Genomic DNA, 22561 nt, shown 5'->3' with positions numbered 1-22561 from the left:
AATACACCATGTCAATGGCAAATCGTGATGGCTTTATTTGGATGGATGGCAAATTGGTGCCATGGCGTGACGCGAACGTCCACGTTCTAACTCATACCCTTCACTATGGCATGGGTGTTTTTGAAGGTATCCGCGCATACAAAACTGATGCTGGTCCAGCCATTTTCCGCCTTAAAGAACATACACGTCGCTTATTTAATTCAGCAAAAATCTTCCAAATGAAGATGAATTACACAGAAGAAGAGATTTCTAAGGCAACGATTCAAGTTGTAAAAGAGAATAAATTGGCTTCTTGCTACATTCGCCCAATCGTATGGATTGGTTCAGAAAAATTAGGCATTTCTGCAAAAAATAATTCTACGCATGTGGCAGTTGCCGCTTGGGAATGGGGTGCATACCTTGGTGAAGATGGTTTAAACAAAGGTATACGCGTTAAAACTTCATCTTTCACAAGACACCATGTGAACGTATCCTTGGTTCGCGCTAAAGCATCTGGTTACTACATCAACTCAATCTTGGCCAATCAAGAAGTAACAGCTCATGGTTACGATGAGGCTCTTTTATTAGATACAGATGGCTATGTTTCAGAAGGATCTGGAGAAAACGTTTTTATCGTTAAAAACGGTATTGTTTACACACCAGATTTAGCATCATGTCTAGACGGCATTACGCGTGATGCTATTTTCACGATTGCCAAAGACCTTGGTATTGAAGTTCGCGAAAAACGCATTACTCGCGATGAAATGTATTGCTGTGATGAAGCCTTCTTCACCGGCACCGCTGCTGAAGTAACACCTATTCGTGAACTTGATGATCGCATGATTGGCGATGGCAAGCGCGGTCCAATCACAACAAAAATTCAACAAGTTTTCTTTGATGCAGTTGCTGGTAAGAGCGACAAATATCGCCACTGGTTAACTGTAGTTTGAGGTTGATATGAGTACAAAAAATATTGTTCAAGTTGATGGTCATAAGGACTTACCTTTACACTGCCCAAATCCAGGTTCACCGGCTTGGAGCTTACATCCTCGTGTCTTTCTAGATGTTGTATCAACAGGGCACGTTAAATGCCCTTACTGCAGCACTGAGTACCAACTAAAACCTGGTACTGAACCACACGGTCATTAATATGGCAAAAATTCTCATCATCGCCCCCAACTGGATTGGTGATGCGGTGATGACTGAGCCATTAATCACCCAGCTCAAAAAAAATCATCCCGATAGCGTTATCGATGTTATTGCTACCCCTTGGGTAGCATCCGTGATGCGAGCTATCCCAGCAATCAATGAAGTCATTATTGGAGACTTTAAGCACGGATTGTTACAGTGGGCAGAAAGAAAAAAATTGGCAAGTCAACTCAAACTCGCCGGTTATACCCATTCGTATGTTTTGCCAAACAGCTTTAAGTCTGCATTAATACCTTGGCTAGCCAAAATCCCAAACAGAATTGGCTACAAAGGTGAAATGCGCTGGGGCTTAATTACAGCGCCATTAGAAAATCCGTCGAGATCCAATAGACCATCGATGTCAACGCACTACTTTGCTCTTTCAGGCAATCAGGCAAATGACACATTGCAACCAAAATTAGAATTGCCTCGGCTTTTCTTGAATGAGATGAAAGAAAAACTTCAGCTCATTCAGAACCATGACAAGCTGTTTATTTTGTGCCCAGGCGCTGAATATGGTCCAGCTAAACAATGGCCAACGGAGCATTTTGGCAAACTTGCGCAAATGCTCGTAGAGCAAAATAACAATGCATTAGTTTTAATTCTGGGAAGCAAAAAAGAATCGTCATTAGCGGACGAGATCGTCAAGCTCAGCAACTCCAGTAATCAAGTTATCAACTGGTGTGGGCACACAACACTTGATGAAGCAATGGCGTGCATTGCGATTGCCGATAAAGTCATTAGCAATGACTCAGGACTTATGCATATTGCCGCCGCATTTAGACGCCCCCAAGTGGCGATATTTGGCTCTAGCGATCCGAGACACACACCGCCCTTATCCCCTGAAGCAAAAGTCCATTGGCTACAGTTAAAGTGCAGCCCATGCTTTAAAAGAACTTGCCCGTTAGGGCATCTAAAATGTTTAGTAGACATCCAACCTCAAGACGTCCTAAACTCTTTAAATAATTAACTCAACAAATACACCATGCCACGTCAAGCCCGCTTGTTCCAAATACCTGATGAAGTGCTTGATGCTTGGAGAGAATCTCTGCATCGCAACGACTTAGATGGCTCTATTGATTTATGGATGGATGAAGATTCCATCACATGTATTCTTCCTGGTGGCAAACGGTTGACTGGTCACGCTGAACTACGTGAAGGCTTAAAAAAGATTTTAGAAGATCACTTTTTATGGCTAGACCCCATCCAAGCAATTGGTCACACTGGTATTGGTATTGCATTCTTTGACACAACAGAGGCTGTCAGACTAGAGCCAGATCAAGTGGAGCCTGAGTTCTTTTTGAACTTCTCATATGTTCTAGTACAAAGCCCCATGGGATGGAGAATTGCTCACATACACGCAAGCCCTGCCCAAGAAGAACATATACAACTACCTAGCACCATTCACGGCTTTCATTAAATATGGATGAGCAGGTCATACGCTCACTTATTAAATGGCCTGATGTACCAGTTTGTCATGGATGGCTTGCATTTGACCGACGTGGTTCTTGGCGCATGCGCAATGAGTACGCGCAGGCTCATAACTTACCTGGCGACGCCATCCAGCACGAAGGCCTCATTCATTTCATTCAAAGAAATTTGGCACACAATGAATCTGGGGAGTGGTTTTTTCAAAATGGCCCTCAAAGGGTATACATTGATCTAGGCTACACGCCATTCATTGCAAGAATTTATCCATCAAAGGATGATTTATTACTAAAAACAACTGATGATCGAGAAATACAACCTATTGATATTTTTCTAGATGAATGCGGCCAAATTCTAATAAGCTGTCAATTTGAAATACAAAGTAGTAAAGATTTAACTGGTCCAATGACAACTTTTGAAAAAAGGTTAGAGACAGTTTTTGTTTTGCTGCATGACCATGACTTAGAAATTTTTTCTAAGAGCGCGCAATTTGCTAATGCCTGCGGTTATGCAGGCAAATGGTGCTGGCAAGGCAAAGATTATGAAATCAATTTAATTAGCTCGAAAGAAATTAAAAAGCATCACGGCCTTTTATTCTCTGCGCGCAATTCTTGACGATATAGCTCTTGTATTTGCCGAGCTCTAGCCTCAATTTCTGAGGCTTGATAAAAATCAGCATCACCCGCCGCTTTAGCAAACTTCATTTGCTCTAATGCCCCAACCCAAGCGCCTTGAGAGACATACTTCTCGGCCAGCGCTGCATGTTGTAAAGATTTTTTACCAGATTGGGCATAAGCTCTAGATAACAAATCCCACCACACAGAATTCTCTGGATGAGCTCTTGATTGAGTTTTAAGCCAAACAATAGCCTGCTCGTGCTGACCTGTTTTTAACTGCCCCTCAATGAGCAACATACTTAATGACCTAGATTGAGGGTAAAAAGCTTTTAAATTGGCAATCTGTTTGATGCCTTGCTCATATTGTGATTTTGCATACATCAACTCAATGGCAGTGCTCTCAAGCGACAAACTCCAGCGCTGAATAGGTGAACCATTTCCTGACATTGCCTGAATCAAATTTCTACTTTTTTGCAGGTAATTCTCTGCATCAATATTTTTCTGCTGTTTAAAACTCAAAAGCGCCAAACCGTAGCTACCCTCTAATTGTTTAGCAAGATCTTGCTTGCGCAATAAACTCTCGTAGTATTGCTTTAACTCTGGGTAGTTACTGGAACTAGTAGTTTGAGTTAACCGAGCTCTCGCCTTCAATAGATAAAACTCAATTGATGACGACACCTTCTGAGTAGCAAGACCTCTAACACGATCTTGCATGTCTGCAATACGGTCCGTTGTTAAAGGATGAGTTCTGACATAACCAGGAACGCCGCTTTCCATGATGCTATTGGCTCTTTGCATACGCTGGAAGAAATCTGGCATACCCTGAACATCAAAGCCACCTGCCTGAAGAATCTGAAAACCAACACGATCAGCCTCCCGCTCAGCATCTCTTGAGTATGACAACTGATTTTGTATGGCCAACGCTTGACCGCCTACTGCAAGACCTTGAGCGGCATTAGGGTTACGACTAACGGCAACTGCAGCTAGGATAATTGATGCCAGAGCAATCATCGAGTTAGTACCTTGCTGACCATACATCCTAGCAATATGCTTTTGCGTAACGTGCCCGATTTCATGTCCCAGAACTGAGGCCAACTCAGACTCTGTTTCCGCAGAGACAATTAATCCGGTGTGAACTCCAATGAAACCGCCGGGCAATGCAAACGCATTAATACTTTTATCTCTAACACCAAATAGTTCAAAATTAACAGCAAAGCTACCACCTCCCTCTAGGCCAGCGATACCTTGCTTTCTGGCAGAGCTAACTAAGTGCTGCCCGATATTATTTAGATAGTCATAAAAAACCGGATCTGATGAGTAATCTGGATCACGACGTATTTCACGCATGATGCGCTCACCTAATTGACGCTCATCCACTGGTGCTAGCGATGCGCTAGAAGAGTCGCCTAAATCTGGCAACACCAAAGTGGGTTGCTGCACTCTTTTACTAGCCGGTGTAAATTCAGATTTAGCCGCCGGCGTCTGCATGGCACGATTGATGTTCTCCTGAGCAGTGATATTTGCATCACTTTGTGCAAGCAAATAACTTGGCTGGAAAACTACCGCCAAAGCTATTGCCATCAATTTTTTCGAAAATTTATTATTTTTTCTATCCATATCTCTAATTATGGTACAAATAATGTATGAACAAACTAACTCATTTTGATGAAACTGGCCAAGCTCATATGGTTGATGTTGGGCAAAAAGCCAGCACACATCGCATTGCCACGGCCACAGGCTGTATTCAAATGCAAAAAAGTACATTTGATATGGTTATGTCTGGCACCCACAAGAAGGGTGACGTGATTGGTATTGCACGAATTGCAGCCATCCAAGCCACCAAAAAGAGCCCTGATTTAATACCTCTTTGCCACCCAATTGCGCTCACAAGAGTTGCTGTTGAATTTCAACCAGATGAAGCTAACTCAACCATTCATTGCACAGTAACAACTGAGAATATTGGTCAAACAGGTGTTGAAATCGAGGCGTTAACTGGTGTGCAAATTGGCCTACTAACAATCTACGATATGTGCAAAGCGGTAGACCGTGGCATGGTGATTAAAGAAGTAAAGTTGCTTGAGAAGAGTGGCGGCAAGTCTGGAACTTGGAAAGCGGCGTAATTAGTACTACTTAATTTGCAGTAATTAATACGCATTAAAAAAGGCAAACCATGGTTTGCCTTTTTCTTTGGATGAATCTTAAATTTACTTGCAATCAGCAGGCAACAACTTCGCTGGCAAAGTTGTTTCAGGTGATTTGCATGACCAAATACCCGCCCAAGGTTGCTCTTGCTTATCGCTCAAATCAACTGCTTTTACTCCTTCAGTGGCAGCGTTATTAACCGGAATAATACTTAACTGATTTGCACCCTCCGGAGCAACACTTGACTGATAAGTAATCAAGATAGCACCTGATTTTTGAATGCTTACTTCTTTAATACTGTTAGTTGAAGTTGACTTAAATGTAGCCTCAGTTGCCACACTCATATCTGTAGCGCCCTTACCTGCATATACTTCAGTCACAGCTAACTTTGCTCCAGCTGCAAGACTAAATCCTTCTGCAACACGAGTTTTAGCTATGTAATCCTGATACTTGGGAACTGCTATGGCTGCCAAAATACCAATAATGGCAATAACAACCATTAGCTCAATTAGTGTGAATCCATTTTTTTCTTTTAACTGCAAGTGACTTCTACCTTCATTCATATTTAACGACCTCCCAATTAAGACTCACCATCATCTCAGATGGTGAGCGTTTTGGGGGATGATATTGCTGTAGGAAAACTCTGATTTTTGTGTTGAATCAAACTACAGCAAATAATTATTTCTTTCGTTTACTACGTTTTGCTAACTCTCCAAAAATCATCACACCCAAAGCAGCAATGACTCCAGCTGTTGTTGAATAAGCCTCGATATGATTACCCACATATTGGATCAAACCAGGATCAGTAAAAATCATACCTCCGGCAATCCAACCTAATAAGCCAGCACCTAAGGTAACAATGATTGGGAATCGATCAATCAAATACAAAACTATTTGGCTACCCCCAACAATTAATGGAATAGAAACAAGCAAACCAAAGACGATATAACCAAACTGATGATGACCTGCATCCACTTGGCCTGCAGCACCAGCGATTGCAATAACGTTATCCACACTCATTGCGATATCAGCAACAATGATGGTTTTCACAGCGGCCCAAAGCTTGTCTGATGCCTCCAACTCATGGCCATCGTCATCTTCTGTTTGAACCATTAACTTATAACCAATCCATAACAACAAAAGACCACCAGTAAACTTTAAGAATGGTATTTTTAGCAATGTGACAGCAAAAACTACCAAAATAATACGTAATATGATGGCTCCAGCAGTTCCCCACATGATGCCGCGGCGACGCTGATTTGGATGTAAATTGCGGCAAGCCAACGCAATTACTACAGCGTTATCTCCGCCCAACAAAACATCAATCATGATGATTTGAGCAATCACCGCCCAATCAATTGTTGTAAAAAATTCCATGTCATCCTCTTTTTTTGTTTTATCAATAAAAAACGGGAGCTAGGCTCCCGTTTTGTTTGCCATTAGATGGATATTACAACAATGCTTTAAGCAATTTGCCCATTTCTGATGGATTACGTGTCACTGTAAAGCCACACTCTTCCATGATGGCCAATTTGGCATCAGCAGTGTCTGCACCGCCAGAAATCAACGCACCAGCATGACCCATGCGCTTACCTGCAGGAGCTGTAACACCAGCAATAAAGCCTACAACTGGTTTTTTCATATTAGCTTTGCACCAGCGAGCTGCTTCAGCTTCGTCTGGGCCACCGATTTCACCAATCATGATCACTGCATCTGTATCTGGATCATCATTAAAAGCCTTCATCACATCAATGTGTTTAAGACCATTAATTGGGTCACCACCAATACCAACAGCAGAAGATTGGCCCAAGCCGATTTCTGTTAATTGAGCAACTGCTTCATAAGTTAATGTACCTGAGCGGCTTACTACGCCGATACGACCCTTACGATGAATATGACCTGGCATGATGCCAATCTTGATTTCATCAGGAGTAATCAAACCTGGGCAGTTTGGTCCTAGCAACAAAGTTTTCTTGCCGCCTTTAGCTTCTTTAGCAGCCATTTTGTTGCGAACTTCCAACATGTCGCGAACAGGAATACCTTCTGTAATACAGATTGCCAAATCTAAGTCAGCTTCAACAGCTTCCCAAATAGCAGCTGCAGCACCTGCTGGTGGCACATAAATCACAGAAACTGTTGCACCTGTTTCAGCAGCAGCTTCTTTAACTGATGCATAAATAGGAATATCAAAAATTTTCTCGCCAGCTTTTTTAGGATTTACGCCAGCAACAAAACATTCTTTGCCATTTGCGTACTCTTGACACTTTTCAGTGTGGAACTGACCAGTTTTACCAGTGATACCTTGAGTAATAACTCGTGTGTTTTTATTAATAAGAATAGACATTTAAATTCCTTTCGTGGCCTGAGGCTTACTTAACTGCTGCAACAGCTTTAGTCGCTGCTTCAGCCATCGTGTCTGCACTAATAATCGGCAGGCCAGAATCAGCCAACATCTTCTTACCGAGCTCTTCGTTAGTACCCTTCATACGAACAACCAAAGGCACGCTCAAGTTCACAGCTTTACATGCAGTGATAACGCCATCTGCAATCACGTCACACTTCATGATGCCGCCGAAAATGTTAACCAAAATTGCTTTTACTTCTTTGTTCTTCAACATGATCTTGAATGCTTCAGTTACTTTTTCAGCTGTAGCACCACCACCAACGTCCAAGAAGTTTGCTGGCTCGCCGCCAAACAACTTAATTGTGTCCATTGTTGCCATCGCCAAACCAGCACCATTCACTAAACAGCCAATATTGCCGTCTAATGAAATGTAGGCCAAGTCAAATTTAGATGCTTCAACTTCAGCTGGATCTTCTTCATCAAGGTCGCGATAAGCCACGATTTCTGGATGACGGAATAGAGCATTTGAGTCAAAGTTGAACTTAGCGTCCAAAGCCTTGATATTGCCGTTACCTTCAAGAATCAATGGGTTAATTTCAACCAAAGATGCATCTGTATCCATATAAACTTTGTACAAGCTTTGCAACACAGCCTTAGCTTGAGCTTGTGAAGCCTCTGGAACGCCAATACCTTGCGCCAATTTAGCAGCGTCTGCATCTGTCAAACCTACCAATGGGTTCACAAACGCTTTAATGATTTTTTCTGGTGTCTTAGCAGCTACTTCTTCAATATCCATACCACCTTCACTTGACGCCATCACAACCACTGATTGTGTTGCACGATCTGTCAAGATACCAACGTAGTATTCTTTTTTAATATCTGCACCGTCTTCAACTAGTAGACGACGAACTTTTTGACCTTCTGGGCCAGTTTGATGAGTTTTCAACTGCATGCCCAAAATTTGAGACGCATATGTTTTTACTTCATCAAGGCTCTTAGCAACCTTAACACCACCACCTTTACCGCGGCCACCTGCGTGGATTTGAGCTTTAACAACCCAAACTGGTCCACCCAATTTCTTTGCAGCTTCAACAGCTTCATCAACGCTTAATGCTGGAATACCATTTGGTACTGGTACATTGAACTGACGCAAGATTTCCTTGCCTTGATACTCATGGATCTTCATTGAGGCTCCCTCTTTAATAGTCCGAAAATACTAATGTTTCTAACTTACTCAACTCTGTCTATTCTGTTTTTTTACTAACTAAGCTTCTCATTATCGCAATTTCGGGCTTCAGAATCATTTTTTCGGTATGTCCTTGGGGGTCAAAGGCATTCCAAACCATGTTGGATGGTATTTTTTTACAGCATCACCGTCGGTTCTAAGGGCATGGCAACGATTTAATTGGAATGGCATTTCCCCTGTACCGTGATCTGCCACCTTGATTACCTCACCAGCAAATGCCTGAATGGCTGCAGTTGGCAAGATGGTCGATAGCTCTGTCATATGTGAGCAACCGAGTATGCCTGCAAATTTCTCTTTGACTGCGCCACGGAACCCATTTAGTAAGTTAAGACCCACTAACATTTGATAATTTGGTTCTATTTTGGCGCAGTAACCAGCATATGGAACAGACTGCGCCCTAGCGCTAGCAGCCAAAACATTAAATTGATCATCAATAACCAAAGACAAAATCATGTGGTGTATGGGCTCACCCGCCAATTTAACGCCACTAGCAAGAGGAAAATCCTTTGCTTTGGTGTCAATTAAGCTGGCCTCAATATCCCAAAGCCCATCCTCTCGGCGATAGACCTGGGTTTTGATTTCACGGGTATGAATTAATTGGCGGGCTACTGGACAGGATGACATGTAGAAAGTCTACACCAGCAGAAATTTTTTAGATTAAAGACTCTTGATTGGGTGTAAATCGACCAGAAACGACCTTTGAAACAACATCTAATGGAAAACCTTTAGCCACAAGGTACCTCATTTGTTTAGCTCGATCTTTGGGTTCAACCGCAACAACACTCGAAAATTTTCTATCCCACAAAGCCCACGCACGCTCTAAATCTGATTGCTTGAGCTCTTCCTTAATTTTGCTAACGGTATGTGGATTGATTGACTGCTGCTTTAACTCATCAACAATCTTTAAGCTGCCGTATCTGTCGGATTTACGTCTAGCAAGGCCTTCTGCATAGCGCTCATCGGATAGCCAAGACTGCTTTTCTAACTTAATCAGTAACTCATCGACCTCATCTTCAGTTTCTGCATAAACCAAGAGCTTCTTACGAAGCTCTTGGCGACTATGCTCTCTTCTTGATAGATATCGTAGAGCTCGCCCCATGAGACTGGGGGCTTGACCTTTAGGCATCAGCCTCTTCTTTTAGCGTGATTACGCTACCGCTGTTAACACCCAACTTCTCACGAATTTTTTCTTCAATTTCTTTAGCAATTTCAGGATTTTCTTTTAAGAATTCGCGCGCATTGTCTTTACCTTGCCCAACACGCTCACCGTTGTAGCTATACCAAGCACCAGATTTTTCAACGATGTCACACTCAACCCCTAAATCAATGACCTCACCCTGTCTTGAAATACCTTCGCCATACATGATGTCAAAAATAGCCTCTCTGAATGGGGGCGAAACTTTATTTTTAACAACCTTGACACGGGTTTCATTACCAACAATCTCATCACCCTTCTTAATGCTACCAATACGGCGAATGTCTAAACGCATCGATGCATAAAACTTCAATGCATTACCGCCAGTTGTTGTCTCTGGAGAACCAAACATCACACCAATTTTCATACGGATCTGATTAATAAAGATCACCATTGAATTAGTGCGCTTGATAGTTCCTGTTAATTTGCGCAGAGCTTGGCTCATCAAGCGTGCTTGCAAACCTGGCAATGAATCCCCCATATCACCCTCAATCTCTGCACGAGGCACTAGGGCTGCTACTGAATCGATCACGATGAGGTCAATAGAACCTGAACGAACCAAAGCATCTGCAATTTCCAAGGCTTGTTCGCCTGTATCTGGCTGAGAAATCAATAGATTGTTTACATCTACACCCAACTTTGCTGCGTATTGAACATCCAACGCATGCTCAGCATCAATGAACGCACATGTGCCACCTAACTTTTGCATTTCTGCTACGGCGTGCAAGGTTAATGTCGTCTTACCTGAAGATTCTGGGCCGTAAATCTCAATCACGCGCCCCCTAGCCAAACCGCCAACACCCAAGGCAATATCCAAACCCAGTGAACCAGTTGAAACAACTTGAATGTCTTGGCCAATATCGCTGTCCCCAAGACGCATGATGGAACCCTTACCAAATTGCTTTTCAATCTGCGCAAGTGCTGCATTCAACGCTTTTTGCTTATCAGAGCTCATTCCTTCGATATCAGTGGGCGCTGATCCAGATTTCTTCTTATGGTCTTCCATAGTCGTCCTTATTTAAAATTAGGTGTATTTTTGTCATATAGTTAATTTACAGTGATTACTGTATATAAAAACAGTATTCTGCGCAAGCCATTTTTTTGTCCCGCTAGAATATGTATTAAAAACTAGTATTTTGCTGATGAATATCAGCAAATATCTGATTAACAAGCAGGATTTTGCTGATAAGGTTGTATGAGAATACTGATTGCAGAAGACGATAGCGTGTTAGCCGACGGGCTAACTAGGTCACTTAGACAGTCTGGTTACGCTGTAGACCATGTAAAAGACGGTCAATCAGCCGATCTTGCCCTGTCGGCACAAGCTTTTGATTTGTTAATTCTGGATTTAGGACTCCCCAAAATGACGGGCTTAGAGGTTCTCAAACGCCTAAGGTCCAGAAACTCGATGCTACCGGTCTTAATTTTGACCGCCGCCGACTCAACAGAAGAACGCGTCAAAGGTCTAGATCACGGCGCCGATGATTACATGGCGAAACCTTTTGCATTATCAGAACTAGAAGCTCGTGTTAGAGCGCTAACTCGCCGAGGAACTGGTGGTGGCCCAACTGTAGTTAAACATGGCCCTTTGCAATTTGATCAAGTCGGTCGCGTTGCCTACATCGATGAAAAAATGCTTGAGCTATCTGCTCGCGAGTTAGGTCTTCTTGAAGTACTTCTCAAGCGCGTAGGCCGCCTTGTTTCAAAAGATCAGTTGGTTGACCATCTATGCGAATGGGGCGAAGAGGTCAGCAACAATGCGATCGAAGTTTATGTTCACCGCTTGCGCAAGAAAATTGAAGTAGGCGGAATTAGAATCGCAACAATCAGAGGTCTTGGCTATTGCTTAGAAAAATTTCAAGCCCCTGCCGTAGCTAAATCTCCAGAAGCATAATTTTTTCCACATGGTAGATGTTCAGCCCGCATTAGATGCGGAACTACAAAAACTTCTACCGCCGGAGTCTTATGACTTGCGCCCAATTAATAAAGGGCCAAGATCACTATTTGGAGAAATCTTAGATTGGATGTTGGCGCCACTTTTACTTTTGTGGCCCATGAGTATTGCTGTTACATATTTAGTAGCACAATCTATTGCAAATGCACCTTTTGATAGAGGTCTAGAAAATAGCGTTCTGGCAATTTCTCAACAAATATCAGAAACAAATGGCCATATCTCTTTAACGCTACCGATGTCTGCAAGACAGATATTAAGAGCGGATGACAATGACACAATTTATTTCCAAGTGGTAGGTCAACATGGTCAGTTGATTGCTGGAGACAAAGATGTGCCACTACCCCACGATGGTGATGCGCTACAAGTGGGAGTTGTAACGTACAGAGATAGCAGAATTGCTGGCAATGAAGTTCGGGTTGCAGCCACTCAAATAATCTTATCCCCATCAAAAAATAGTCCGCCCATCCTGGTGCAGGTAGCTGAAACTCTTGAAAAAAGATCTCAGTTGGCCAATGAAATTATCAAAGGCGTCATCCTTCCACAATTTATTATTTTGCCGATTGTGGTTGTACTGGTTTGGTTTGGTCTAACCAGAGGTTTAGCCCCACTTAACGCCCTACAAAATAGAATTCGAAATCGTCGGGTAGATGACACAAGCCCGATCGAAGAAAGAGCCGCGCCACAAGAAATCATGCCGCTCATCTCCAGCTTTAATGATGTTCTATATCAATTAGAAGATTCAGTTCAGTCTCAAAAACGATTTATTGCTGATGCCGCACATCAATTAAAAACACCTCTTGCCGGTTTAAGAATGCAAGCAGAACTTGCTCAACGTGAAAGTAGTCCTGATGAACTACAACGCTCCTTGGAACAAATTGCAGACAGTTCAACGCGCGCTACTCGTTTAGTTCAGCAGTTACTCTCATTAGCGCGTATGGAGAACGCTTCCAACCTTAGCGAAAAAATTCTTTTTGATTTATCTCAAGCTGCTGAGGATGCAACTAAAAACTGGCTATCAGCAGCTTGGGAAAAAAATATTGACTTAGGATTTGTGCCACCCACCCAAGCACACAAAATATATGGCAATCCAGTGATGATCAAAGAGCTATTCAATAATCTCTTAGATAACGCCATTAAATATACCCCCGCGAATGGCAGCGTCACCGTTGACGTTAGACACTCGAATCGACCAGGCTTGCTGATTGTTGAAGTGAAAGATACTGGCCCTGGAATTCCGCCTGAAGAAAGACAACGTGTTTTAGAGCGCTTTTATCGAGTACTAGGTAGTGACATTGAAGGCAGTGGATTAGGCTTGGCAATTGTTAAAGAAATTGCAACCCAACATGGTGGCAAGCTAGAGATTTTAGAAAATGTGTACCAAGAAAACCCTCTCAAATACGGCACTTGTATGAGGGTTTATTTACCAGTAGGTCGCCCATGAAAACTTGGCCAAAAAATAAACGGCTCATCTTGATATTGCTAGTAATTTGGTTCATGACAACCTTAGTTGTAGGTCTTGCCCCAGAACCCTTACGATTTGACTTTTTTGGATGGAACTTTACTTATTGGTGGGGCGCCCAGGGTGCTTTATTTATTTATTTGGGTTTAATTTGGTTCTATGCCCACAAAATGCATCAGTACGAAAAGAAAAAAAATAAAACTGATTGACCAAAATTTATCTTCACCCCTCAAAAGCCAATACCTTTTCAATAGTCTGATTTTGAGATAGCGCACAAAGTACTATATAATCATGGTCTTTGGCGAATTAGCTCAGCCGGTTAGAGCGACGGAATCATAATCCGCAGGTCCGGGGTTCGAATCCCTGATTCGCCACCACTATTCTTCTTACGGCTTTTGCTTGTGAGACTGTCTCAAAGGGTTATTTAACCCTACCGCATTACAAGAATCATCAAAAATTAACAGATAAATCAGGTATTTACTTATTTTTTTGGGTTTTTCACCAACCTACAATAAACCCAATAAAATTTGAACTCACAAGGCTCAAAATGAATCCGACCAATCTACAGATCATCGCAACAACACTTTTTGTAATCGCCGTATTACATACATTCTCATCATCTTTTTTTGAAGGTTTAGCCCACAAGCACCCAAACCATTCTGGTCTTTGGCACCTTCTAGGTGAAGTAGAAGCTGTATTTGGTTTTTGGGCCATGATCTTGATTGTTTTTATGGCCATTACTTTAGGTGACCATAAACCTTCTGTGGAATATTTAGAAACACGCAACTACACAGAACCTCTATTTGTTTTTGCAATCATGGTGGTAGCTGCTAGCAAACCAGTTCTTCATTTTGCATCTGAATTAGTTAGATTGGTTTCAGCACTTTTAACGAAAATATTTTCTATCAATAGCATCATTACCAACTACTTCGTGACCCTAAGTTTGGTACCGCTACTAGGCTCGTTTATCACTGAGCCCGCAGCAATGACTTTGGCCGCATTACTACTAAAGAGAAAAATATTTAGTCAAACATCAGATATCAAGTTAATGTATTTGACGATTGGTGTTCTGTTTGTCAACGTGTCAATTGGTGGCGCGCTTACAAATTTTGCCGCACCTCCAATATTGATGGTTGCAAGCACGTGGGGATGGGATACAGCGTTTGTTTTTAATACATTCGGCATTAAGGCTGGCATAGCAGTTTTAACTAACGCCTTGCTAGTAACGCTCCTCATGCACAAATATCTACCTAAGGATAACCCCTCAGAAGATAAAGACGTCATGCCACTCGTTGTCATGCTTGTACACCTAACATTCTTAGCAGGCATTGTTATATTTGCTCATCACCCTGTAGTTTTTATGGGACTTTTATTATTTTTCATGGGCTACACACATGCCTATTCGAAATTTCAAAATCCGCTATTGCTAAAAGAAGCCTTGATGGTTGCCTTTTTCTTAGCCGGCTTAGTTGTTTTGGGTGGCATGCAGCAGTGGTGGCTTCAGCCCATCTTAGAAAAAATGAGTAGTACGCTTGTTTATTATGGTGCTACAGCACTAACTGCAATCACTGATAATGCTGCCTTAACTTATCTTGCTTCTCTTGTTGAGGGCACCAGCAATGAATTCAAATACGCTGTTGTTGCAGGAGCCATCACGGGAGGCGGTCTAACAGTGATCGCTAATGCGCCCAATCCTGCAGGCATGTCCATATTGCGCGAACACTTCCCCGAAGGTAGTGTGTCAGCTCTTTGGCTATTTGTGGCTGCTCTACCACCTACAATCATTGCTGTTCTAGCATTTCAAGTGCTCAAATAATGAAAAAAGTTTACGTAAAAACATTTGGCTGTCAGATGAATGAATATGACTCTGACAAAATGGTGGATGTCTTAAACCATCACGATGGAATGATTAAAACTGATCATCCAGAAGATGCCGACGTGATTCTTCTAAATACCTGCTCAGTTCGAGAGAAGGCACAAGAAAAAGTTTTTTCAGACTTAGGTCGCTTGCGTGAACTAAAAGCCCAAAAACCAAATTTACTAATTGGTGTTGGTGGATGTGTTGCCAGTCAAGAAGGCAAGCATATTGTTAATAGAGCTCCTTATGTTGATTTTGTGTTTGGACCACAAACACTACATCGACTTCCAGAGTTAATTGAGGCAAGACATCAAACAGGCTTACCGCAAGTAGATATTAGCTTTCCAGAAATTGAGAAATTCGACAATCTCCCTCCAGCAAAAGTCGAAGGTGGCGCAGCCTACGTATCAATTATGGAAGGCTGTTCAAAATATTGCAGCTACTGCGTCGTACCCTACACGCGTGGTGAAGAGGTTTCGAGACCTTTTGAGGATGTGCTCACAGAGGTTGCCGGTCTAGCGCAACAAGGTGTTCAAGAAATCCATCTGCTAGGTCAAAACGTAAATGCTTATCGTGGCAAGATGAGTGGCTCTGAAGAAATTGCTGACTTTGCCATGCTGCTTGAATATGTTTCAGATATTCCTGGGGTTGAGCGAATTAGATTTACTACTAGCCATCCCAAAGAATTCACACAACGCCTAATTGATGCTTACGCAAAACTACCTAAATTAGTTAATCACCTTCACCTGCCCGTGCAACACGGCTCCGACCGGGTGTTAGCTAACATGAAGCGTGGCTATACCGTTTTGGAATACAAAAGTGTCATCAAAAAGATTAAAGCAATTCGCCCAGATATAGTTATTTCAAGTGATTTCATCGTAGGGTTCCCAGGCGAAACTGATGAGGATTTTGACCAACTCATGAAGTTAGTCAAAGAAATTAAATTTGACAACAGCTACTGCTTTATTTACAGCGAACGTCCTGGCACGCCAGCAGCCAATCTCAAAGACGACACCCCTACCCAAGTAAAAAACGAACGCCTAAAAACACTTGTTGCCCAAATTGACCAACATGTCCTGGAAATCAATCGAAGCATGGTTGGTAAAACAGAAAAAGTCATGATGGAAAGCATGGCTCGTGATGGAATTCATTTGCAAGGTAGAACCGAAAATGGTCGTGTGGTGTTGATTGAGGTCAATAACGATCACGCAAAAAGATTGATTGGCAAACTTGAATCAGTCAAATTTACAGAAGCTATGGCACACTCATTACGCGGTGAGCTTATCATTCAAGAATGAAAGCCAAAGCCCCTCCTAAATTAGCACTAGAAATTCAGTTTGCCACTTCAGCCATGGCTCAAAAATGGCAAGACTTAATTACAAAAAGAAAAGTAGGCAATTGGATTAAAAAAGCTCTACAAGAAAATGCGACGATTACCGTTAGATTTGTTGGTCAAGCTGAAAGCAAAAAACTAAACGCTAATTATCGGAACAAGGATTACGCCACAAATATTTTGACGTTTCCCTATGAACTACAAAATGGCATTGACCATCTTTCAGCTGATTTAGTGATTTGTTTGCCGGTACTTGAAAAAGAAGCGAAACAGCAGAATAAAACACTTGAGCAACACCTCATTCATCTAATCGTGCATGGCACTCTTCATGCACAAGGATTTGATCATGAAGATGAAGTAGAAGCGGAAGCCATGGAACAACTAGAAATCTCCATACTCAAAAAGCTAAAACAGGCTAATCCCTACATATAATTTCATCTAAATAAGCTATGCTTATACATTATGACAACTGAACCAGAGTCGAAAAGCCTCCTAGAACGCCTCAGCGATTTGCTGTCGCCAACCCCTGCATCAGCATCAGAAAGAAGGGTTGAACTCCTCGAAACCCTCAGAGAATCTCATAAAGAGGGATTAATTGACGCAGATGCCCTAGCAATGATCGAGGGTGTTTTTCAAGTTGGGGAATTGGCTGCAAGAGACATCCTAGTGCCAAGGTCGCAAATCGATTGGATTGATATTAACGAATCAATCGAAGACACAATCGCTGAAGTGATTAAAGCAGCACACTCAAGATTCCCAGTTTATGAAGACAACCGCGATAACGTCATTGGCATACTTTTAGCAAAAGATTTATTGCGTCACTCCCAGGAAGATGACTTTCAGCTAAGAGATTGGCTCAGGCCCGCGGTATTTATTCCTGAATCAAAACGTCTTAGCGTCCTACTAAGAGACTTTAGAGAACACCGCAATCACATCGCCATTGTTGTTGATGAATATGGTGGCGTTGCAGGTCTTGTGACAATTGAAGACGTGTTAGAACAAATCGTAGGTGACATTGAAGACGAGCATGACACAGACGACATTGAAGACAACATCATCAAAGTCAGCGAATCCAAATTTAGAATTCGGGGCATCACAGAACTAGAGCAAGTAAACGACGCTTTAGGCACATCGTTTCAAGATGATGACAATGACACCTTAGCTGGATTCATTCTAAAAAACATAGGCAGAGTTCCTCATAAAGGGGAATCGATCAAAATTAATAACATTATTTTTGAGATTCAACGGGCTGACGCAAGACAGGTACACGTTTTACTCGCAACAAAAACTGAAATTGATTAAAAGCCTGCTGTTTTTCGCTCTAGGTAGCATCTGCTCTTGGCTAATTGAATTGCCATATGGCGGATGGTTTCTGATTGTTGGCTTAGCGATTTTTTTCCGTGCCATTTTTTCAGACGCACACCCATTTCGTTCTAGCTGGATTTTTTCCTTAGGCTACTTTTGTAATTCTTTATGGTGGATATTTGTTAGCCTACACGACATAGGCGGACTTCCAGCAGCACTCTCTATTTTTGCCGTTATTGTCCTATCAGCCTACTTAGGCTTGTTTTATGCTGCGGCAGTAAAACTGACCCATCTTTATCAATCCAACACCTTACGAATCATCGGAATTGCCTGTAGTTGGGTTATTTTCGAGTGGTTAAGAGGTCAACTATTCACAGGGTTTCCATGGGCTGGTTTTGCCGAATCACAAGTTGATGGCCCATTTTTTGCGTGGGCGCCACTCCTGGGGGGACTTGCATGCACATGGCTATGCGTAGCTTTAGCAGCTTACTTAAGCCTAGGTAAAAATAACTTCTTTACGAAGATTGTAGCCACTATCGCCGTCATTTCTGCCAGCCATGCAATAGGTCTTTTTTCATTTACCCAACCAATTGGTCGACCAATTGATCTGTCCTTAATTCAGGGTAACTTTGCACAAACCACCAAATTTGATCCAGCGAGTATTAGTCAACAAATTGAGTATTACTACGATGCCATCAAAAAAAGTAAAAGCTCTTTAATCATAGCCCCAGAAACGGCTATTCCAGTCCAACCAACCAAATTTGACCCACTATTTGAGAACCTTAAGCCAAAAAATAATTCTCAAAACATCATTCTTGGTGCGATTGGTATGGGCCCGAATGGGCAACTCTCCAACTCGGCAATAGGGCTAAAAAGTAAAGGTGAAAATTACCAATACAACAAGTCCCATCTAGTGCCATTTGGAGAGTTTGTGCCATGGGGTGCCCAATGGTTCGTTGATTTATTTAAAGTTCCTCTTGGTAACTTTTATCGTGGATCAGACAGACAAGCTCCATTCATCATTCTTCAAGGTATCGACGAGATTGCTGTTGGAATCTTGATTTGTTACGAAGATGTGTTTGGTAACGAATTAGCTGCCCGTCAAAGAAATTCTGCGGTTGACCACCACCTTTGGGTTAACTTGACCAATCTCGCTTGGTTTGGTGACAGTCAAGCTGCTGAACAACAACTTCGATTGGCTAGGTTAAGGTCTATCGAAACGGGCATCCCCACCCTAAGAGCTACGAATACTGGCATCACTTCAGTGATTGACCACCAAGGTCAAGTATTGCGCCAACTACCAAAATTTCAGCAAGGAATCTTAAAAGCAGAAATTCAGGCATATTCAGGCAAAACCCCCTATGTCTGGGTCGGAGATATTCCAATTCTGATGATCTGTGGCTTATTTTTAATCTTGGCTTGGCGCAAAAACAAAAAGTAGGCTTAACCTGGCAAGAAAGGTAAAATCTTAGGGTTCAGGAAACCTATCATATGCTTACCTTTCAGCAAGTCATTCTTACTCTACAAAATTACTGGGACCAACAAGGTTGCGCCCTACTTCAACCAGTCGACCTAGAGGTTGGCGCTGGGACATCCCATACGGCCACCTTCTTGAGATCTATTGGTCCAGAGCCATGGAAAGCTGCGTATGTCCAACCATCACGTCGCCCTAAAGACGGTCGTTATGGTGAGAATCCAAACCGACTTCAACACTACTATCAATACCAAGTAGTTTTAAAACCAGCTCCTGAAAACATTCTTGATCTTTATCTTGGTAGCTTAGAAGCGCTCGGGCTAGATTTAAAACAGAATGACATTCGCTTTGTAGAAGATGACTGGGAAAACCCAACGTTGGGCGCTTGGGGTCTTGGTTGGGAAGTCTGGCTTAATGGCATGGAAGTGACTCAATTCACATATTTCCAACAAGTTGGCGGTATCGATTGCAAACCAATTCTTGGTGAAATTACGTATGGCTTAGAACGTTTAGCCATGTATTTGCAAAAAGTTGAAAACGTATATGACTTGGTGTGGACTGATGGAGTCAGCTATGGCGATGTCTACCACCAAAACGAAGTAGAACAGTCTACCTACAATTTTGAGCACTCAAACGCTGACTTACTGTTCCAACAATTTGGTAACTATGAAAACGAAGCTAAGCGTCTGATGGATATTCCTTTGGCATTACCTGCCTATGAAATGGTTTTAAAAGCAGCCCACACATTTAACTTATTAGATGCACGTGGCGCCATCTCAGTTACCGAACGAGCTGCATATATTGGTCGTATTCGCAATTTATCTCGTAGCGTGGCCCAGGCCTACTATGAGTCTAGAGAAAAATTAGGTTTCCCTATGTGTCAAAAATTAGAGGGTGTTAAATGAGTACAGCACCTTTAATTCTCGAACTATTCACCGAAGAGCTTCCTCCTAAGGCTCTTAAAAAACTTGGCCAAAGTTTTTCAGAAACGATTGAACAATCTCTAAAAAGCCAAGGTTTATTAACTGAAGCTAGCGTGACGACAAGTTTTGCTACTCCACGCAGATTAGCTGTTCATTTATCCGCAGTATTAAACAAAGCACCTGATCGCGCAGTTAAAGAAAAACTATTGCCCGTATCTATTGCCTTGGATGCAGATGGAAAACCAACCGCACCCTTACTTAAAAAACTAGCCTCACTCGGTTACCCCGATGTGTCAGTCAGCCAGCTAGAAAGACAGGGGTCCGATAAATCTGAAGCATTCTATTTAACAATTGATGTGGCAGGCCAAACGCTTGCTGCTGGTCTCCAAACTGCTGTTGAGCAAGCCATTAGCAAACTGCCAATCCCTAAAGTCATGCGCTATCAAATAGCGCCAGGTACTGCTCAAGTTAAAGATGTTGAATTTGTAAGGCCTGCTCACGGCTTATTGGCTGTACATGGCACAACAACTATCTCAATTGAAGCGCTAGGTTTGCAGTCCAGTAACACCACCATTGGTCATCGATTCTTATCCAAAGGATCTATCACAATTGCTCATGCTGATGAATACGCTAACTCTCTTGAAAAAGAGGGGAAAGTAATTGCCAGCTACTCAGCAAGGATTGCAAAAATTCGTGATGCGCTAAACCAAGCCTCGAATGGACAATCCGTTTTAATGCCAGAGTCTCTTCTAGAGGAAGTTTGCTCATTAGTTGAATGGCCTGTTATCTACACCTGTGAGTTTGAAAAGGAATTCTTAGAAGTTCCTCAAGAATGTCTAATTTTGACAATGCAGACCAATCAAAAATACTTTGCCATGACCGATAAAAATGGCAAATTGAGTAATCAGTTTTTGATTGTTTCAAATATTGAAACAAAAACTCCAGAAGCAATTATTTCCGGAAACGAGCGTGTTGTAAGACCTCGCCTAGCAGACGCCAAGTTCTTTTACGAACAAGATCGTAAAAAATCTTTATTAGAAAGAACTCCTCTTTTATCTAAAGTTGTTTACCACAATAAGTTGGGCACTCAACTTGAGAGAACAGAACGAGTTGGCAAAATTGCTCAAAGCATCGCAACAGAACTCAAAAAAAATAACCCGGCGATCAGTATTGAATTAGCAGAGCGTGCAGCAAAAATTGCTAAAGCTGATTTGCTAACTGACATGGTTGGCGAATTCCCAGAATTACAAGGCATTATGGGTCGCTACTACGCCCTGAATGACAATGAGCATCCAGACGTTGCGGCAGCTTGTATGGAACATTACTCACCAAAATTTGCTGGTGATGCACTACCTAATACAAATACCGGAACAATTTTAGCCCTTGCAGATAAGCTAGAAACTCTAGTAGGCATTTGGGGAATTGGCTTAGCACCAACAGGCGAAAAAGATCCTTTTGCGCTTCGCCGTCATGCTTTGGGGATTTGCAGAATTCTTTTGGAGAAAAAATTACCGCTCAATGTTTGTAATTTAATCACCACAACTCTTGCAGCTTTTGCGCAGGACGAGGTCAAGAAAAATGTGGATGTTGCTGTTATTCATGGCTTCATCTTAGATAGGTTACGCGCTTATCTAAAAGATCAGAGCTTAGATGGCAAAAATTACTCTACTAATGAAGTTGAATCAGTTGTAAGTCAATTACCTGAAGTATTCAATGATGTTTTGGATCGACTCAAAGCTGTTAGATTGTTTGCTGCGCTAGATGAATCAGCAGCACTCGCTGCAGCCAACAAACGTATTGGCAACATACTGAAAAAAGTTGACTTCAAAATTCCAGAAACAATCAATCATGATTTATTAAGCGTTGAAGCAGAAAAATCTCTGGCTGCAGCGCTTGAGAACATCATGCCCCAGATTAATGCGTCTTTTAAGGCAGGTAACTTTACAGATGCTCTACAAGCATTTGCTACATTAAGAACTGATGTTGATAACTTCTTCAATGATGTGATGGTCATGGATCCAAATACGGCTCTAAGAGATAACCGTCTTGCCCTACTTACAAAAATGCATACCTTGATGAATCAAGTTGCAGATATTGGTAAATTGGCTGCATAGTT

At 42.1% G+C, this 22561-nt stretch carries 24 protein-coding genes and 1 tRNA gene; 17 read left to right on the top strand and 8 right to left on the bottom strand.

What is annotated here, in order from left to right; genetic code table 11:
- The first annotated feature begins 8 nt into the window (after window positions 1-8).
- Genes CFR83_RS05720 through CFR83_RS05700 form a run of 5 tightly spaced genes read left to right on the top strand, consistent with a single transcriptional unit; the run spans window position 9 to window position 3210 of the window.
- Window positions 9-929: a branched-chain amino acid transaminase gene (locus CFR83_RS05720; protein ID WP_088813023.1), complete on the top strand. Its 921-nt coding sequence runs from the start codon at window positions 9-11 to the stop codon at window positions 927-929.
- 7 nt (window positions 930-936) lie between these two features.
- Complete coding sequence (locus CFR83_RS05715) at window positions 937-1128, top strand: zinc-finger domain-containing protein (RefSeq protein WP_088813022.1); 192 nt, start codon at window positions 937-939, stop codon at window positions 1126-1128.
- A gap of 1 nt (window position 1129) precedes the next feature.
- Window positions 1130-2137, top strand: a complete 1008-nt coding sequence (gene waaF, locus CFR83_RS05710; RefSeq protein ID WP_088813021.1) for a lipopolysaccharide heptosyltransferase II — start codon at window positions 1130-1132, stop codon at window positions 2135-2137.
- 15 nt (window positions 2138-2152) lie between these two features.
- Window positions 2153-2587, top strand: coding sequence for a nuclear transport factor 2 family protein (locus CFR83_RS05705; RefSeq protein ID WP_088813020.1), 435 nt, complete (start codon window positions 2153-2155; stop codon window positions 2585-2587).
- A 2-nt stretch (window positions 2588-2589) separates the two neighbouring features.
- A complete protein-coding gene (locus CFR83_RS05700; RefSeq protein ID WP_088813019.1) occupies window positions 2590-3210 on the top strand; it encodes a DUF2946 family protein in 621 nt (206 codons plus the stop codon).
- On the opposite strand, the gene CFR83_RS05695 is transcribed toward CFR83_RS05700, so the two are convergent.
- Window positions 3177-4829, bottom strand: coding sequence for a M48 family metallopeptidase (locus tag CFR83_RS05695; RefSeq protein ID WP_243383356.1), 1653 nt, complete (start codon window positions 4827-4829; stop codon window positions 3177-3179). The genes CFR83_RS05700 and CFR83_RS05695 overlap by 34 nt on opposite strands.
- 26 nt (window positions 4830-4855) lie before the next feature.
- Between CFR83_RS05695 and moaC the strand changes: the two genes are divergently transcribed.
- Complete coding sequence (gene moaC / locus CFR83_RS05690) at window positions 4856-5332, top strand: cyclic pyranopterin monophosphate synthase MoaC (protein ID WP_088813018.1); 477 nt, start codon at window positions 4856-4858, stop codon at window positions 5330-5332.
- A gap of 84 nt (window positions 5333-5416) precedes the next feature.
- On the opposite strand, the gene CFR83_RS08455 is transcribed toward moaC, so the two are convergent.
- The 7 genes from CFR83_RS08455 to recA form a co-directional block, all read right to left on the bottom strand.
- A complete protein-coding gene (locus CFR83_RS08455; protein WP_088813017.1) occupies window positions 5417-5917 on the bottom strand; it encodes a pilin in 501 nt (166 codons plus the stop codon).
- Window positions 5918-6032: 115 nt separating this feature from the next.
- Window positions 6033-6731, bottom strand: a complete 699-nt coding sequence (locus tag CFR83_RS05680; protein ID WP_088813016.1) for a TerC family protein — start codon at window positions 6729-6731, stop codon at window positions 6033-6035.
- 73 nt (window positions 6732-6804) lie between these two features.
- Window positions 6805-7698, bottom strand: coding sequence for a succinate--CoA ligase subunit alpha (gene sucD, locus CFR83_RS05675; RefSeq protein ID WP_088813015.1), 894 nt, complete (start codon window positions 7696-7698; stop codon window positions 6805-6807).
- 25 nt (window positions 7699-7723) lie between these two features.
- Window positions 7724-8884, bottom strand: a complete 1161-nt coding sequence (sucC, locus tag CFR83_RS05670) for an ADP-forming succinate--CoA ligase subunit beta (RefSeq protein WP_088813014.1) — start codon at window positions 8882-8884, stop codon at window positions 7724-7726.
- 114 nt (window positions 8885-8998) lie between these two features.
- Window positions 8999-9568, bottom strand: coding sequence for a DUF2889 domain-containing protein (locus CFR83_RS05665; protein ID WP_088813013.1), 570 nt, complete (start codon window positions 9566-9568; stop codon window positions 8999-9001).
- Between the two features lie 28 nt (window positions 9569-9596).
- Window positions 9597-10070 carry a recombination regulator RecX gene (gene recX, locus CFR83_RS05660; protein WP_088813012.1) on the bottom strand — a complete coding sequence of 158 codons (474 nt, stop codon included), beginning with the start codon at window positions 10068-10070 and terminating at the stop codon, window positions 9597-9599.
- Window positions 10063-11145: a recombinase RecA gene (recA, locus tag CFR83_RS05655; RefSeq protein WP_088813011.1), complete on the bottom strand. Its 1083-nt coding sequence runs from the start codon at window positions 11143-11145 to the stop codon at window positions 10063-10065. The genes recX and recA overlap by 8 nt, the downstream gene beginning before the upstream one ends.
- Before the next feature lie 189 nt (window positions 11146-11334).
- Between recA and CFR83_RS05650 the strand changes: the two genes are divergently transcribed.
- From CFR83_RS05650 to glyS, 11 genes are all read left to right on the top strand, one after another.
- A complete protein-coding gene (locus CFR83_RS05650) occupies window positions 11335-12033 on the top strand; it encodes a response regulator transcription factor (RefSeq protein WP_088813010.1) in 699 nt (232 codons plus the stop codon).
- A gap of 10 nt (window positions 12034-12043) precedes the next feature.
- Complete coding sequence (locus CFR83_RS05645) at window positions 12044-13534, top strand: sensor histidine kinase (protein WP_088813009.1); 1491 nt, start codon at window positions 12044-12046, stop codon at window positions 13532-13534.
- A complete protein-coding gene (locus CFR83_RS05640) occupies window positions 13531-13761 on the top strand; it encodes a DUF4212 domain-containing protein (RefSeq protein WP_088813007.1) in 231 nt (76 codons plus the stop codon). Before CFR83_RS05645 ends, CFR83_RS05640 begins: the two co-directional genes overlap by 4 nt.
- Window positions 13762-13852: 91 nt before the next feature.
- Window positions 13853-13929: transfer RNA gene (locus CFR83_RS05635), tRNA-Met, on the top strand.
- A gap of 170 nt (window positions 13930-14099) precedes the next feature.
- A complete protein-coding gene (locus CFR83_RS05630) occupies window positions 14100-15368 on the top strand; it encodes a putative Na+/H+ antiporter (RefSeq protein ID WP_088813005.1) in 1269 nt (422 codons plus the stop codon).
- Window positions 15365-16708, top strand: coding sequence for a tRNA (N6-isopentenyl adenosine(37)-C2)-methylthiotransferase MiaB (gene miaB, locus CFR83_RS05625; protein WP_088813212.1), 1344 nt, complete (start codon window positions 15365-15367; stop codon window positions 16706-16708). The genes CFR83_RS05630 and miaB overlap by 4 nt, the downstream gene beginning before the upstream one ends.
- On the top strand, window positions 16705-17175 hold the full coding sequence (ybeY, locus tag CFR83_RS05620) for an rRNA maturation RNase YbeY (RefSeq protein ID WP_088813004.1): 471 nt from the start codon (window positions 16705-16707) through the stop codon (window positions 17173-17175). Before miaB ends, ybeY begins: the two co-directional genes overlap by 4 nt.
- A gap of 30 nt (window positions 17176-17205) precedes the next feature.
- A complete protein-coding gene (locus CFR83_RS05615) occupies window positions 17206-18045 on the top strand; it encodes an HlyC/CorC family transporter (RefSeq protein ID WP_088813002.1) in 840 nt (279 codons plus the stop codon).
- Window positions 18038-19489, top strand: a complete 1452-nt coding sequence (gene lnt / locus CFR83_RS05610; protein ID WP_165765053.1) for an apolipoprotein N-acyltransferase — start codon at window positions 18038-18040, stop codon at window positions 19487-19489. Before CFR83_RS05615 ends, lnt begins: the two co-directional genes overlap by 8 nt.
- 50 nt (window positions 19490-19539) lie before the next feature.
- Complete coding sequence (glyQ, locus tag CFR83_RS05605; RefSeq protein WP_088813000.1) at window positions 19540-20427, top strand: glycine--tRNA ligase subunit alpha; 888 nt, start codon at window positions 19540-19542, stop codon at window positions 20425-20427.
- On the top strand, window positions 20424-22559 hold the full coding sequence (gene glyS / locus CFR83_RS05600; RefSeq protein WP_088812999.1) for a glycine--tRNA ligase subunit beta: 2136 nt from the start codon (window positions 20424-20426) through the stop codon (window positions 22557-22559). Before glyQ ends, glyS begins: the two co-directional genes overlap by 4 nt.
- Window positions 22560-22561 lie beyond the last annotated feature (2 nt).

The organism is Polynucleobacter victoriensis (assembly GCF_900187875.1).
Taxonomy (GTDB): domain Bacteria; phylum Pseudomonadota; class Gammaproteobacteria; order Burkholderiales; family Burkholderiaceae; genus Polynucleobacter; species Polynucleobacter victoriensis.
The sequence above is the reverse complement of the archived record's forward strand: the minus strand, read 5'-3'. Positions and strand labels throughout refer to the sequence as shown.

Bases quoted from the DNA above. Each gene is read 5' to 3' on its own strand.
- CFR83_RS05720 (WP_088813023.1), top strand. From the start codon at position 9: ATGTCAATGGCAAATCGTGATGGCTTTATTTGGATGGATGGCAAATTG.
- CFR83_RS05715 (WP_088813022.1), top strand. From the start codon at position 937: ATGAGTACAAAAAATATTGTTCAAGTTGATGGTCATAAGGACTTACCT.
- waaF (WP_088813021.1), top strand. From the start codon at position 1,130: ATGGCAAAAATTCTCATCATCGCCCCCAACTGGATTGGTGATGCGGTG.
- CFR83_RS05705 (WP_088813020.1), top strand. From the start codon at position 2,153: ATGCCACGTCAAGCCCGCTTGTTCCAAATACCTGATGAAGTGCTTGAT.
- CFR83_RS05700 (WP_088813019.1), top strand. From the start codon at position 2,590: ATGGATGAGCAGGTCATACGCTCACTTATTAAATGGCCTGATGTACCA.
- CFR83_RS05695 (WP_243383356.1), bottom strand. From the start codon at position 4,829: ATGGATAGAAAAAATAATAAATTTTCGAAAAAATTGATGGCAATAGCT.
- moaC (WP_088813018.1), top strand. From the start codon at position 4,856: ATGAACAAACTAACTCATTTTGATGAAACTGGCCAAGCTCATATGGTT.
- CFR83_RS08455 (WP_088813017.1), bottom strand. From the start codon at position 5,917: ATGAATGAAGGTAGAAGTCACTTGCAGTTAAAAGAAAAAAATGGATTC.
- CFR83_RS05680 (WP_088813016.1), bottom strand. From the start codon at position 6,731: ATGGAATTTTTTACAACAATTGATTGGGCGGTGATTGCTCAAATCATC.
- sucD (WP_088813015.1), bottom strand. From the start codon at position 7,698: ATGTCTATTCTTATTAATAAAAACACACGAGTTATTACTCAAGGTATC.
- sucC (WP_088813014.1), bottom strand. From the start codon at position 8,884: ATGAAGATCCATGAGTATCAAGGCAAGGAAATCTTGCGTCAGTTCAAT.
- CFR83_RS05665 (WP_088813013.1), bottom strand. From the start codon at position 9,568: ATGTCATCCTGTCCAGTAGCCCGCCAATTAATTCATACCCGTGAAATC.
- recX (WP_088813012.1), bottom strand. From the start codon at position 10,070: ATGCCTAAAGGTCAAGCCCCCAGTCTCATGGGGCGAGCTCTACGATAT.
- recA (WP_088813011.1), bottom strand. From the start codon at position 11,145: ATGGAAGACCATAAGAAGAAATCTGGATCAGCGCCCACTGATATCGAA.
- CFR83_RS05650 (WP_088813010.1), top strand. From the start codon at position 11,335: ATGAGAATACTGATTGCAGAAGACGATAGCGTGTTAGCCGACGGGCTA.
- CFR83_RS05645 (WP_088813009.1), top strand. From the start codon at position 12,044: ATGGTAGATGTTCAGCCCGCATTAGATGCGGAACTACAAAAACTTCTA.
- CFR83_RS05640 (WP_088813007.1), top strand. From the start codon at position 13,531: ATGAAAACTTGGCCAAAAAATAAACGGCTCATCTTGATATTGCTAGTA.
- CFR83_RS05630 (WP_088813005.1), top strand. From the start codon at position 14,100: ATGAATCCGACCAATCTACAGATCATCGCAACAACACTTTTTGTAATC.
- ybeY (WP_088813004.1), top strand. From the start codon at position 16,705: ATGAAAGCCAAAGCCCCTCCTAAATTAGCACTAGAAATTCAGTTTGCC.
- CFR83_RS05615 (WP_088813002.1), top strand. From the start codon at position 17,206: ATGACAACTGAACCAGAGTCGAAAAGCCTCCTAGAACGCCTCAGCGAT.
- glyQ (WP_088813000.1), top strand. From the start codon at position 19,540: ATGCTTACCTTTCAGCAAGTCATTCTTACTCTACAAAATTACTGGGAC.
- glyS (WP_088812999.1), top strand. From the start codon at position 20,424: ATGAGTACAGCACCTTTAATTCTCGAACTATTCACCGAAGAGCTTCCT.